12 protein-coding genes are annotated in these 13,590 nt (G+C 68.0%); 3 read left to right on the top strand and 9 right to left on the bottom strand.

Translation table 11 applies throughout. The features are described from left to right. Positions 1–36: 36 nt before the first annotated feature. Positions 37–1,209 carry an aromatic ring-hydroxylating oxygenase subunit alpha gene (locus VGD44_RS09135; protein ID WP_331086124.1) on the top strand — a complete coding sequence of 391 codons (1,173 nt, stop codon included), beginning with the start codon at positions 37–39 and terminating at the stop codon, positions 1,207–1,209. An 11-nt stretch (positions 1,210–1,220) separates the two neighbouring features. Next, the gene (locus VGD44_RS09130) at positions 1,221–2,438 is read left to right on the top strand and encodes a cytochrome P450 (protein WP_331086122.1); all 1,218 of its coding nucleotides are present in this window, start codon (positions 1,221–1,223) and stop codon (positions 2,436–2,438) included. Here VGD44_RS09130 and VGD44_RS09125 read toward each other — a convergent pair. After that, positions 2,435–3,049, bottom strand: a complete 615-nt coding sequence (locus VGD44_RS09125; RefSeq protein WP_331086120.1) for a TetR/AcrR family transcriptional regulator — start codon at positions 3,047–3,049, stop codon at positions 2,435–2,437. The genes VGD44_RS09130 and VGD44_RS09125 overlap by 4 nt on opposite strands. Before the next feature lie 296 nt (positions 3,050–3,345). Between VGD44_RS09125 and VGD44_RS09120 the strand changes: the two genes are divergently transcribed. After that, on the top strand, positions 3,346–5,775 hold the full coding sequence (locus VGD44_RS09120; protein ID WP_331086117.1) for a TonB-dependent receptor: 2,430 nt from the start codon (positions 3,346–3,348) through the stop codon (positions 5,773–5,775). Between the two features lie 351 nt (positions 5,776–6,126). Here VGD44_RS09120 and VGD44_RS09115 read toward each other — a convergent pair whose 3' ends face one another. The 8 genes from VGD44_RS09115 to VGD44_RS09080 all read right to left on the bottom strand — a co-directional run bounded on the left by VGD44_RS09115 (position 6,127) and on the right by VGD44_RS09080 (position 13,497). Beyond that, entirely contained in the window at positions 6,127–7,155 is a 1,029-nt protein-coding gene (locus VGD44_RS09115) for an IS110 family transposase (RefSeq protein WP_331086115.1), read from the bottom strand. Between the two features lie 245 nt (positions 7,156–7,400). Further along, positions 7,401–8,204, bottom strand: coding sequence for an enoyl-CoA hydratase-related protein (locus tag VGD44_RS09110; protein WP_331086113.1), 804 nt, complete (start codon positions 8,202–8,204; stop codon positions 7,401–7,403). Between the two features lie 28 nt (positions 8,205–8,232). Continuing rightward, the gene (locus VGD44_RS09105; RefSeq protein WP_331086111.1) at positions 8,233–9,000 is read right to left on the bottom strand and encodes a glucose 1-dehydrogenase; all 768 of its coding nucleotides are present in this window, start codon (positions 8,998–9,000) and stop codon (positions 8,233–8,235) included. Then, positions 8,997–10,667, bottom strand: a complete 1,671-nt coding sequence (locus VGD44_RS09100; protein WP_331086109.1) for an AMP-binding protein — start codon at positions 10,665–10,667, stop codon at positions 8,997–8,999. Before VGD44_RS09100 ends, VGD44_RS09105 begins: the two co-directional genes overlap by 4 nt. Before the next feature lie 5 nt (positions 10,668–10,672). Further along, a complete protein-coding gene (locus VGD44_RS09095) occupies positions 10,673–11,863 on the bottom strand; it encodes an acyl-CoA dehydrogenase family protein (RefSeq protein WP_331086107.1) in 1,191 nt (396 codons plus the stop codon). 58 nt (positions 11,864–11,921) lie between these two features. Continuing rightward, a complete protein-coding gene (locus tag VGD44_RS09090) occupies positions 11,922–12,620 on the bottom strand; it encodes a type 1 glutamine amidotransferase (protein ID WP_331086105.1) in 699 nt (232 codons plus the stop codon). 42 nt (positions 12,621–12,662) lie between these two features. Then, on the bottom strand, positions 12,663–12,959 hold the full coding sequence (locus VGD44_RS09085; RefSeq protein ID WP_331086103.1) for a hypothetical protein: 297 nt from the start codon (positions 12,957–12,959) through the stop codon (positions 12,663–12,665). A gap of 67 nt (positions 12,960–13,026) precedes the next feature. Next, entirely contained in the window at positions 13,027–13,497 is a 471-nt protein-coding gene (locus VGD44_RS09080) for a RidA family protein (protein WP_331086101.1), read from the bottom strand. Positions 13,498–13,590 lie beyond the last annotated feature (93 nt).

Below are 13,590 nucleotides of genomic sequence, written 5' to 3'. Positions count from 1 at the left end.
CTAGGATCGGCTCCAAGATCCAGAAGGCGCTTACCTATGGCTGTCACCGAAACCCTCGCCCGACCGCGGCTCGCGACGCTCGAGACCTTGAGCGACAGCCAGATCCGGGCGATCCGCGCCATCCCGCACCACGACCAGGCGGTGCCGCCCGCGATCGAGGCGTCGCGCCCCGCGTCGATCTTCACCGACCCCGCGCGCCATGACCTGGAGCAGGAGAGGGTGTTCCGCCGCCTGCCGGTGGTGGTGACCCTGTCGGCGCGGCTGGAGCCGGGCTCGGTGCTGGCGCACGACGGCTACGGCGTGCCGCTGCTCATCACGCGCGACAAGGACGGCCAGGTCCGCGCTTTCCTCAATGCCTGCCAGCACAAGGGCTCGAAGGTCGTGGAGACGTGCGACCCGCATAAGGCCGGCCGGCTCGTCTGCCCCTATCACGCCTGGACCTACAAGCTCGACGGCCAGCTGATCGGCGTGCCGCGCCAGGAGACCTTCGCCAACCTGGACAAGAGCAGCCGGGGCCTCGCCCAGCTGCCGTGCATGGAATCGGGCGGCCTGGTCTGGGTGATCCTCGACCGCCACGCACCGGCCGATTTCAGCTCTCTTTCGGACCAGCTGGCGATCGACTTCGCAGCCATGAACATCCCCGAGGCGCACGTCTACGGCCACAAGCGCTTCGACCTGCTGGCCAACTGGAAGCTCGTGCTGGAGCCGTTCCTGGAGGGGTATCACGTCCAGCGCCTACACGCGCAGAGCATCGGCGACATGTTCGCCGACGTGCCCAACGTCTACGACCGCTTCGGCCGCCACACGCGGCAGATCTCGGGCAAGCTGAACTTCACGCCCGACCTGCTGGACGGGACGGTGAAGAACATCCACGAGCTCGTCACCCACGCCTACCTGGCGTTCCCGAACACCGTGGTGGTGACCAGCCCCTACTACATCAGCGTGATGATCATCATGCCCCGGGGGCCGACCCGCTCGGTGGTGGACTACTTCATGCTGACCCGCCAGGCGCCCGACAACCCCAAGGCCGAGAGCCTCTATGCCCGCAGCTACGAGCTGATCCTGAAGGTGTTCGGCACCGAGGACTTCCGCGCCGCCGAGATCTCGCAGGAAGGGCTGAATGCGGGCGCGCTCGACACCGTCGTCTACGGCGGCCTCGAGCATGTGATCCCCGACTTCTACGAGACCCTCGAAGCCGCCTTCGTCTGAAGAGGACGCCCATGACCGACGCGCTCCCTGTGCCGGCGCACGTGCCTGCGCACCTGGTGTTCGACTTCGACATCTATGCCGACCCACGGGTGGGGGAGGACGTGCAGGCCTCGTACGCCGCCGCGATCGCCGACGCGCCGGACGTCTTCTGGACGCCGCGCAACGGCGGCCACTGGATGGTGCGCCGGCTGGAAGCGATCTCCGAGATCGTCCGCGACCCCGAGCACTTCTCCGCGCGCGAGATGCAGATCCCGCGGGTGCCGAACCCGCCGATGTTCATCCCGCTCAGCCTCGATCCGCCGGACAACCAGCTCTATCGCACGGTGCTGATGCCGCGCTTCTCGGCCAAGGCCATCCGCGAACTGGAGCCGCGCGTCCGCGACTGGGCTGTGCGCATCGTCGAGGAAGTCGCCGGGCAGGGTCGATGCGACTTCGTCGTCGACGTGGCCTCGCGCTTCCCGGTTTCGGTGTTCATGGAGCTGATGGGCCTGCCGCTGGCGCGCCTGCGTGAGTTCCGCGAGCTGGCCGACGAATTCTTCAACGCCCATGACCCGGCGGGCATCGAGGCCACGTCGGGCAAGATCCTGGGCCTGCTGGGCGAGCTCATCGCGCTGCGCCGCGCCGAGCCGGCCGACGACCTCGTCACCGAGCTGGTCACCGTGGCGCCCGACGGCCGCAAGCTCTCGGACGACGAGGTCCTGGCCATGTGCTTCGTGCTGTTCCTGGGCGGCATGGACACGGTCACCAACGTCACCGGATTCGCCTTCCGCCAGCTGGCCGCCGATCCCGCGTTGCAGGCCAGGCTGGCCGCCAATCCCGGCGATATCCCGAAGTTCGTGGATGAGGCGCTGCGGGCGTTCGGCGTGATCAACACGCCGCGCCTGGTCGTCAAGGACTGCGAGCGCTTCGGCGCGTCCTTCCAGGCCGGCGAGATGGTGCTGTGCCTGCTGTCGGTGGCCGGCCGCGACGACCGCGGCAACGACGATCCCGCCCGCTTCGACATCGATCGCGAACGGCCCACCCACCTGACCTTCTCCACCGGCCCGCACCTGTGCATCGGCCACATCCTGGCCCGCGCCGAGATCCGCGTGCTGACCGAGGAGTGGCTGAAACGCGTGCCGGCGTTCGAGGCCGTGGCCGGCGAGCGGCACGGCTTCCGGATCGGCACGGTGACGGCGATCCAGTCGCTGCCCCTCCGCTGGGAAGCTGCCGGCCGGAAGGCCGCCTAAGTCCCGTCGGCACGGGCGCGAAAGCCGGCGAGGAAGGTGCGGATGGTCTGCTCGAAGAGGCCTTCGGTGTCATACGGGTTGGCCGCCAGCGCCTCGGCCAGGTGCGGCAGCCGCTGAGGATCGACCGGCGGCATCGGCGGGACGCCGCGCGCCTGCGCCGCCGCGGCGAAGAGCGCCGATGCGTAGGTCAGCTTCTCCGTGCCTTCGAGCAGCGTCATGCGCACCTCCGGCGGGTAGGGGCAGTTGGCGATCCAGTGATCGTAGCCCTTCAGCGTGATGTGCCGTGGGAAGAATTGCAGCAGCAGCGGCGCGGCATTGGGGTGCTTGAGGAGGGTGCGCCGCGTGGCCAGGCACACGCCGACCATCGCCTCCTCCCAGTCCTGAGCCTCGCCGCCGATCGCCGGTCCCAGGTCCAGCAGGACGAAGCGCGCCACCTCGGCCAGCAACTCGGCCTTGTCACGGAAGTGGTAGTAGAGCGAAGGCGCCTTCACCCCCAATCTGCGGGCCACCGTCTCGAGATTCAGGCCTTCCAGGCCGCTGGCGTCGATGATCTCCAGGGCCGCCTGCGTCGCGCCCGCCCGCGTGATCCGGCTCTTGCTGGGTCTTCCCAAGACGCTCTCCCCGACGGCAACGCCGCAACTCGGCGCGTTAAACTAGGATTGATCGATAACGGCGTGACGTGATTGCTCTGGATCAAACAATTAAAATTGTTGGCAATTTCCATGGAGGACCACGAGATTGCCTCAGCGTGCGACCGCGAGACCCGCTTCAAAACACATTATAGCCTATTGACATTAGATTTATGAAGCGAGACTGTCCGCGTCACGAGACCAAGAGGTCCGCCGGCGCCGCGTCCGTCCCGATGGACAGCCGCGAGCAGCCAGGGAAACACGACGGGGAGGTCCTGATGTCGCGCTCGCTCGGATTGGCGTTTCTGGCGCTTTCAACGACGGCGTTGTCGCCGCTGGCCGCCCACGCCCAGGCGCCCTCCGCGCCGGCCAACGCCCAACCCGCCGCGGCCGAGGAGACGGTCCTCGAAGACATCGTGGTCACCGCGCGACGCCGCGACGAGCGCCTGATCGACGCCCCGGTGGCGATCACCGCTGTCAGCGGCAAGAAGCTCGAGGCCTACAACGTCACCAACTTCACCGACATCGCCACGCTGGTGCCGTCGCTGGTGGCCGGCCGCGCGGCTTCGGGCTCGTCGGCGAGCATCTTCCTGCGCGGCGTGGGCTCGACGGCGCTGAGCGCCGGCTTCGACCAGTCGGTGTCGTTCGTCATCGACGGCGTGCCCATGAGCCGCGGCCGCGAGATCAATCTCAGCCAATACGACGTCCAGCATGTCGAGGTGCTGAAAGGCCCGCAGGCGCTGTTCTACGGCAAGAACACCACCGGCGGCCTGATCAGCGTCGTCACTAACGGCCCCACCGACGAATTCCAATTGGGCGCCAAGGCCGGCTACGGCTTCGAGGCCTCGGAGAAGTACGGCGAGGGCTTCGTCTCGGGCCCGATCGTCGACACCCTGCGCGGTCGCTTCGCCTTCCGCGTCTCCGACAGCGACGGCGCCTTCACCAACAGCGCCGCCGAGACCTACCTGGACCCGCTGGGCATGCAGCGCCACCGCAATGCCAAGCACCGGGGCCGCAGCCGCACCGAGAGCGGCCGGCTCACGCTGGACTGGACGCCCGACTCGGTCTTCGACGTCGAACTGAAACTGGGCGCCACGCACCAGAAGGACGGCGGGCCCACCGACGTCATCGAACGGATCTGCGGCGGCGGGCGCACGGTTCCCTTCACCGCCAACGGCATACCGCCCAGCCCCAACGCCGACTGCCGGATCAACGGCGTCGCCGACAGCTCCAGCATCCCCTCGCAGGTGGCGGCGGCCAACTACCGCTGGGCGCGCGACGGCCGGATGTACGCCGACCTCAAGTCCCAGTACGCCACCCTCACCGCCAAGGTGAACCTGGACAAGATCGAGATCACCTCGATCACCTCGCACTACACCTTCAAGCAGACCGACCTGAACAACGTGTCGGGCGAGGCCTATCCCGCCTCGTTCTCGCAGCTCGCCGACTTCAACCAGACGGCCGAGGAAGTGCGCTTCCAGACCAAGTTCGAGGGGCCCTTCAACGCCCTGTTCGGCGTGTTCGTCTCGGACAGCCGGTTCATCTTCAACACCGACGCCTACATCTTCCCGGTGCCGCTGGACGTGGCCCGCGGCACCTATGTGACCTTCCGGCGCGACAACGGCTTCGAGGGCGACTCCGTGTCGGCCTTCGCTGAGCTCACCTACAACTTCAGCGAACAGTGGGAGCTTGCCGGCGGCGCGCGCTGGAGCCGAGAAGAGCGGGATTCCTACCAGCGCGCCGTCCCCGGCCACATCGCCTTCGCGGCCGCCTTCCCGGGCAACATCTCGCTCAGCGACAGCTTCTCGGACGAGAACGTCTCGCCGCAGGTGACCCTGCGCTACAAGCCTGACCGCAACACGACCTACTACGCCGCCTACAAGGAAGGCTTCAAATCCGGCGGCTTCAACATCTCGCAGTCGCTGACGCCGGGCGCGTCCGTGGCCGCCGGCGAGTTCGACAGCGAGACCGCCAAGGGCTTCGAAGCCGGCCTGCGCCTGATCCGCCTGGGCGGCGCGCTCAGCTTCAACGCCACGGTCTACAATTACGAGTACATCGACCTGCAGGTGCAGAGCTTCGACCCGGTCACCATCGGCCAGGTCGCGGATAACGCCGGCAAGCTCGAGACCCGGGGCGTCGAGGCTGACTTTGAATGGCTGCCGGACGCCGTCCCCGGTCTGTCGCTGCGAGGGGCCGCTGCCTACAACCACGCGGAGTTCTCGGGGTACGTCGGGCAATGCTACGCGGGCCAGACCATCGCGGCCGGTTGCAACCTAGTGCCCAACCCGCTGAGCGGGGTCTTCACCAGCCAGGACTACGGCGGCCGCACCCCGCCCAAGGCGCCGCGCTTCGCTGGCCGCATCGGCTTCGGCTACGACGTCGACCTGACCGAGGACCTGAAGCTGCAGCTGACCAGCGACGTCAGCCACACGTCGAAGTACAACTTCACCGACACCCTGCGGCCGGACGCCTTCCAGAAAGGCTACACCAAGCTCGACGCTTCGATCCGCCTGGTAGGCCCGGACGACCGTTGGCGCGTGTCGTTGATCGCCCGCAACCTCACCAACGAACGGGTGGTTACCGCCGCCAACGACATCCCGTTCGCGGGCGGCACGGGGACCGGCACGACGACCGGCGTCCTCGCGGACATGTCTGCCTTCGTCGAGAACCCGCGTGAAGTGTTCCTGGAGTTCGCAGTCCGCTTCTGACCCGGTCAAAACTCCCGCTGCGCCTGATGCCCGGGGCTCAGCTCCGGGCATTCTTGTTTCCGAGTCGAATGTCGTCTTTAGGCGCCGGTCTCAAGTTCCGCTTCCCTAATCGGGCATGAGGGTCAAGCTCCTATGGCTTGATGGCCGGGTGGTCGTTCACGCGGGTCACGCTTCTCTTCGCAGTCTGGTGACCCCCTGGTTGAGCGGAGCCGCTGCATGCATGCATGGGATCAGGGTCTGGAGAGCCTCGCTCTTGGGCGCGCTCAGGGCGCAGCACATTTTCGGCTTCATCCATCCCGTCGTCCGCGTGGGACGATCCGGCCGAGGATCGTGTGAGCTCGGCTGCTTAGGTCATGCCGCTGCCTCCGATCCTCGCTGGAAGTCGGAGCCGTCGACCCACATGCGATGCAGGACGACGGCGATCTTGCGGGCCACCGCGACGACGGCGCGGCGGCTGCCCTTGGTCTTCATCAGACGCACGCCCCAGGCTTTCAGGCTGGACCAGGCAATGGAGCGCCTCAGCATGGCGTTGGCGGCCGCGTAGCGGGTGGCGCGCACATCGGCGTCGCCGGCATGCGAGATGCGCCCGGGGTTGTCCTTCTCGCCGGACTGGAAGCGCCTGGGCGTCAGCCCGAAGTGCGCGCCGACGGTGCGCGAGCTCCGGAAGCGGGCAGGGTCGTCGACGGCCGCTTTGAAGCTCAAGGCCGTGATCTCGCCGACACCCGGCACGCCCATGAAGCGGCGGCACACCGCGTCGTCGTGGGCCGCTTGGCGTACGCGCCGATCGAGCTGGACGAAGGTGTCGAAGAGCACCTGCCGCGCCTCCAACATCGGCAGCAGCGCATGGCTCAGGCCGGGATCGCTGGTGATGATGTCGCGCATGGCGCGGTCGAAGGCGCCCCGCGAGAGCCGCATCGGCAGCTTCACGCCGAAGACCTTCAGCACGCCGCGAATCTCGTTCTCCAGGTCGATGCACTTGCGCTGCATCACCTTGCGGCTGGTGATCAGCGCCCGCGTGTAAAGGCTCTCCTGGCTCTTCACGTGCACTCGGCTGTACCAGCCCGCGCGCAGGATCTGGGCGATGCCGCGGGCGTCGTGCTTGTCGGTCTTGTTGCGCATCGCCGACAGCGCGGCGCTGACTTGGCGAGCTTCCATGCAGACCACGTCGTAACCGACCTCGCTCAGGCCGGCGGCGAGGTGATGAGAGAGATTTCCGGCCTCCAGGCCGACCTGGTGGATCGGCTGACCGAAGTCCTGCAGGCAGCGGATCAGGTCCGGCAGCTCGGACGACGTCGCGCGCTCCAGCCTGACCTTCCCGGCATCGTCGATGATGCAGATCGCCACCGACCGCAGCGACACATCCAGCGCAGCGTAGAACATCTTCGTCTCCCTCTGCCTCGGCTCCGCCGAGACACTACTGGGAGCTCACCCCTCGCAGGACTGCCCGATTACGCATGCTCCTGGCGCCGATCTCGAGTTCCGCAACCGGCGCAATGCAAACCGGGTGACGGCATTGGCCGGAACGCTGAGCCGCCCGGGGCGCCGACCTTGGCCATCGCGACCTGGGAGCGGTTCCACGTCGGACTAGCTCTGGCGGCCTCAAGCCCATCAGCGGGTGTACGCCGCTATTTCCCTGTCGGCCCTCCAAAGCGCCGGAAGTTCGGCGCACGCTTTTCTCGGAAGGCGACGCCGCCCTCCTTGGACTCGTCGGTTTCATAGTAGAGGCTGAGAGCAGCCATTCCGAGCGCGGAGACACCTCGAATGGATTCGGTATCCGCGTTGAAGGATCGCTTTGCGAGCGCGATGGCCGTGGGGCTGCGGGCCATGATCTCGGCGCACCATCGATCGACTTCGGCGTCGAGTTCGTCGTGTGGCGCCACGGCGTTCACCAGGCCCATGGCGAGCGCATCCTGCGCCGAGTACCGGCGGCACAGGTACCAGAGCTCGCGGGCGCGCTTCTCGCCCACGACCCGCGCGAGGTAGGCCGTGCCGAAGCCCGGGTCTACGGAACCGACCTTGGGCCCGACTTGGCCGAACTGCGCCCTGTCGGAGGCGATCGTCAGGTCGCAGAGCGTCGCCAGGACGTTGCCGCCGCCGATGGCGAAGCCGTTGACGCGCGCGATCACGGGCTTGGGGACGTCGCGGATCAGGCTCTGCAGCTCGTCGATGGGGAGGCCTATGGCACCGCGTCCATCGTACTGCCCGTCGTGGGCGGACTGGTCGCCTCCCGTGCAGAAGGCCTTGTCGCCGGCGCCGGTGAGCACGATCACGCCGATCGAGCGGTCCCACCCGGCCCGCTGAAAGGTGTCGATGAGTTCCTCGACCGTCTGCGCCCGAAAGGCGTTGTACCTGTCGGCCCGGTTGATGGTGATCACCGCGACGCCGTCGGGGCGGGCGTCGTAGAGGATGTCTTCGTAGGGCGAGGGCATGACAGAACCTTCTCTCGAAATTGGCAGCTCAACCGGCCATCGTCAGGCCGCCGGAGACGCTGAGCACTTGTCCGGTCACGAAGGCGGCGTCGTCGCTGGCAAAGAAGAGGACGGCTCCTGCGAGGTCCTCGGGACGCCCGATCCGGCCGAGCGGGATCGAGCGGCGGAAGGCTTCCCGCAGCTTCTCGGGATCGGCGGCGCCCTGGACCACGCTGGACAGCAGCGCCGTGTCCGTCGGGCCTGGGCAGACCACGTTGACCGTTATCTTGTGGCGGGCGTGTTCCCGGGCGATGGTCTTGGAGAACGCGACGAGACCGGCCTTGCAGGCGGCGTAGACCGCCTCGCCCGAAGAGCCGACCCGGGCCGCGTCCGAGGCCACGTTGACGATCCGCCCCTGAGCGCGCGCGACCATCTCGGGAAGGACGGCGTGATGCATGTGCAGGGCGCCGGTCAGGTTGATGTCGATGAGCCGCGCCCAGTCCTCGGGCGCCGTCTTGAGGAAGGGGCGGAACACGTCCCACCCCGCGTTGTTGACAAGGACGTCCACCGGGCCGCGCCCCGCGCGTGCGGCGTCGAGCGCGCGGTCGATCTCCACGCGGCTTGTGATGTCGCAGACGTGGGCGCCCGCCTCGCCCCCGGCTTCTACGATCGACGCCGCGACGCGTCTTCCGGCTGCTTCGTCGCGATCCAGAAGGGTGACCTTGGCGTGGGCTGCGGCGAAGCGCTGCGCCACCGCGGAACCGATGCCGCCGCCTGCGCCGGTGATGACGACGTGTCTGTCGCGAAAGTCACTCAAGACTTGGCTTCCTTCAGTTGAGAGGTTTGAGCTCGCCGCTCCAGATCCGCCCTCGCCCATTCCCGCAGCACGAACTTCTGGACCTTCCCGCTCGCGGTCACTGGCAGGCCGTCCACCGCCTTGAGATGTTCCGGGAAGTAGTGGGTCGCTGCGCCGGCCCCGCGCAGGTGATCGCGCATCGCGGCCAGGTCGAAACGCGCGCCGGGCGCCAGGACCACGAACGCGAACGCCTGTTCGCCCAGGCGCTCATGGGCGACCGGGACGATCGCCACGGCGCGGACGGCGTCGTGTTGTGAGATCAGATCCTCGATCTCGACCACTGGGATATTCTCTCCGCCCCGGATCACGAGATCCTTGGCGCGACCCGTGATGCGGATGTAGCCGGCGGCATCCATACGGGCCAAGTCGCCGGTATCGAACCAACCATCGTCGTCGAGCGCCGGGAGATCGGGCCTGGCGAAATAGCCGAGGAAGTTCGAGCAGCCGCGGACGAAGAGCCGGCCGGGTTCGTCGGCCCTGGCCGGACTTCCATCCTCACGCCGGACCAGAAGCTCCATGCCGGGGAGCGCGCAGCCGTCCGTGTTGGTGACGTGTTCGATACTGTCGTCCGGACAAGTGATCGACACGGCGCCGTTCTCGGACATGCCCCAGCCGGAGATCACCGACGCCCCGAGGACCTCGCGGCTACGGGCGACGAGGCTTCTCGGGACCGGCGCGCCGGCCGAGACGAAGATCCGCAAGCTCTCCATCGGGACGCCTTCGGCTTCGACGTGGCGGACGAACTCGGTCAGGAAGGGCGGCGCCGCCATCGTGAAGCTGACCGAGTGGGCGATGATTTGCCGGGCCATCTGGGCCGGGTCGAACACGCCCTGCAGCACACTGGTCGCGCCGAGCATGACCGGCATCACGAGGCCGTACATGAAGCCGAGCTGGTGCCCGATGGGCGAAGGCATATGCACCACGTCCGCGCCGCTCAGCCCGAGCCGCGCGGCGAACGGGATCAGGTTGGACAGCATAGTGTTCGAGCTGTGCATCACCCCCTTGGGCTCGCCCGTGGTGCCGCTGGTGAAGAGAAGCTGCGCAACGTCGTCGGGATCGGCCGGCCGGGCGGCGGGGGACATCTCGCGCGAGGTCCCTCCGGCGGCGAGCAGGCGTTCGAAACCGTCGTCGCCCCCGTATCCGATGTCGACGATCGCGCGCAGGTCGGGGGCCTCGGCCTTCAACCCCTCAGCCATGGCCAGGTAATCGAATCCGCGGAACTCCCGCATCACGACGAGAACGCGGGTGCGGGCTTGGCGCAGGATGAAGCGCAGCTCGCGCTCCCGCAGGATGGGCATCAGGGGATTGGTGATCGCGCCGATCTTCAGGCAGGCCAGTTGGATGGCCGCCGCCTGCCAGACGTTCGGCAACTGCATCGAGACGACGTCGCCCCGAGTGACGCCCAACTGGAGAAGGGCGTTCGCTAGCTGCGTCGAGACGGCGTCCAGCTCTGAAAGGGTGAGCGACGTCGCGTCGTCCCGGCCGGGTGGATAGCAGACGAAGGCCGGTTTCTCGGCGTTGTCCCGTCGTTGTCGTTCGAGGTGGTCGAGCAGCGTCAGGTCTCGCCAATGCCCGGCCTCGACCATCGCCGTCCGGCGTTCGACAAACCCCGTGAAGACGTGCGGCATGGCGATCAGATCCGCGCGAGGTGATCGCGTGCGATGATCATCTTCATGATCTGCGCGGCGCCGTCGCCGATCTGGAAGCCCAACACGTCCCGCAGCCGCTGCTCGAACGGCAGCTCAGTGCTCCAGCCGGAATGGCCATGCAGCAGGAGGCACTGCTGGATAACCTCGAACGCCAGCTTGGGGCCGAGCCACTTGCACATGGCGGCTTCTCGGGTGTGGGGCTCGCCCGCGTCCTTCAACGCGAGGGTGCGATAGCAGAGCAGGCGGGCGGCCTCGACATGGGTCTCGGCCTCGGCCAGCGGGAAGGTCACGCCCTGGTTGGCGGCCAGCGGCTTGCCGAACGCCTGCCGCTCCGACACGTGGCGCCAGGTCTCGGCGAGCGAAATCCGCGCCAGGGACAGGCATTGGAGGCCGATCAGCGCCCGGCTGAAGTCGAACCCCTGCATGACCTGGACGAAGCCTGTCCCTTCCTCGCCGAGGCGATGGTCCAGCGGTACCTCTACGCCGTCGAAGAACAGCGAACCGCGCCCAATCCCATGCTGCCCGAGATCCCGGAAGCGCGTGCGGACGACCCCGGGCAGGCTGAGGTCGACCAGGAACGCCGTGACGCCGCGGCCTCGGTCGGTCTCGGCGCCGGTCCTGGCGAAGACCACGGCATAGTCCGCCTGGTCGGCCATGGAGATGGAGGTCTTCTCGCCGGTGAGGATGTAGCGATCGCCCTTGCGCTCGGCCCGCAGGCGCAGAGCCGCGGCATCCGAGCCGCCCTGCGGCTCCGTGAGCGCCAAGGCCACGGCGATCTCCCCGCGGCACAGCCGCGGCAGTATGGCCTGGGCCAACTCCGGTCTCGCGTAGCGCGTTATGATCATCCCGTTGAGCGAGGCAAGCAGCTGCACGTACGAAGCCGACAGGTCGCCCTCGGCTATCGCTTCCGTCACCACAGCGCTGGTCACATGGCCCACGCCCAGGCCGCCGAGGCTGTCCGGCAGTTCCGCGCCGATCAGCCCGAGCTCTCCCATGGCCAGACGGATATCCATTGGGATCCGGCCGGCGGCGGCGAGCTCGCCCCGGCGGGGCCCCAGCACGTCACGCGCGAAGCGCCGCGCCGTCTGCGCGAAGCTCCTGTGTTCTTCGCTTTCGCTGAAGCCGTAGGGGGCCGCCGCCACGGCGCGCACTTCGAGATCGCGAGCGATCGTCATTCTGCGCCCACACGTCTGCGCATGCCCGAGTCCGTATGGCCTCCGCGGTCCGGCATCCTCAGGCGTCCTGCGTGAGGAAGGCGTTGATCCAGCGGCCCATCCGCTCACGGTCGTCGGGGCCCGTGTAGCTGGCGATCGCCCGATCGGCCTGTTCGTCGGTGAACACGTGGCCACGGCGGGCCTCGATGAGCGCCTTGGCGTAGACCGGCTGGAATTCGGGGTGCAGCTGGATCGAGATGGTGGGGTGGTCGCGGTAGACCAGCGCGCCCAGCGGCGTGAAGTCGCTGCAGGCGTAGACCTCCGCGCCGGGCGGCAGCTCCACCAACTGGTCCTGGTGAGAGGCGGGGAGACGCAGGGTCTCGGCTCCGTCCATCCATGGCTCCTGCCGGACCACGCGGTACTCGTTCTGCCCGACGGCCCAGCCTTTGGGTGAGTTGACGACGCGCCCGCCGAGGGCCTGGGCGATCGCCTGGTGCCCGAAGCAGATGCCGACGAGCTTCGCCCGCCCCTTCGCGGCGCGGATGAACTCGAGCAGTGGAGGGATCCACGCGTGGTTCTCGTAGAGGCCGGCCGCCGAGCCGGTGATCACGTAGGCGTCGCAGCTCTCCGGGGTCGGCGGCAGTTCCAGTTCGTCCGTCGCGAAAACGCGCCAGTCGTGGGCCTCGCGCCCGATGAGCTCCATCATCATGTCGGGATAGCTTGCGAATTGCGGCAAGGTCGTCGGCGGGCCGCCGATCCGCAGGACGCCAATCTTCATCGTGATTACTCCTTCAAGGTCTCAGAGCGCCGGACGGCGCCGCTAGTCTTCGTCGTCGGGCTCCAGCTGCCCGCGCTGCGGGTCTGGCGGGATCTTCGGCCGCGGCATGGCGGCGTAGCGCGCGGCGAGCGCGGCCCACATCCGGTCGAGCTCCTCGCGCGGATAGACGCGCCCGCCCGCAACGACGGCGGCGATGTGACGGGTATTGGCGACATCGGCGAGCGGGTCGGCGTCGAGGAGGATCAGATCCGCTCGCTTTCCGACCTCGACCGTCCCTCGATCGGCGAGCGTCCCCAGCCATTCGGCGGGCCGGCGATGGCGCGGCAGCCGCAGCCCCACAGAGCGACAGGGCGGCGGTCGCGGACGTGATGAGAGCCGTTCGGAGCGTTCGCGACATGGATGGCATCTAGGCGTCGAGTTCGAAGAGGCCATCGACTTCGACGGCCACGTCGCGAGGGAGGCGGAAGACTCCGACGGCGGCGCGGGCGTGGCGCCCGGCGTCGCCGAAGGCGCTGGCGATCAGGTCCGAGGCGCCGTCGATCACCGCCGAAATGTCGTTGAAGTCGGCCGCGGCCTGGACGAAGCCGCCGAGCCGCACGACCCTGCTCACTCGTCCCAGATCGCCATCGCAAGCGGCCCGGGTGTGGGCGAGCAGGTTCAGCGCGCAGAGCTGCGCCGCCTCCCTGGCGGTCGCCAGGTCGAGCGTGGCGCCTACCGTCCCGAACACGCTTCGCCCAGGCGCAATCGACACCTGGCCTGAGACGTAGAGGAGACTGCCGCTGCGGACCCAGGGGACGTAGTTCGCCGCCGCGTTGGCCGGCTCCGGGATGACGTGCCCCAGCGCCGCGAGCCGCTCCTCGATCAAACCTTGCCTCATCAGCGCGCCGCCTTCTCAACCCGGTGGCGGCAAGGTTAGCCAGCCGCGGCGAAATGGGTGGTCAAAAGACGGGCGTCCGCTTTCCGGATCGGT

The organism is Phenylobacterium sp., from assembly GCF_036402295.1.
GTDB lineage: Bacteria > Pseudomonadota > Alphaproteobacteria > Caulobacterales > Caulobacteraceae > Phenylobacterium.
This window is presented reverse-complemented; position numbering and strand designations above follow the sequence as displayed.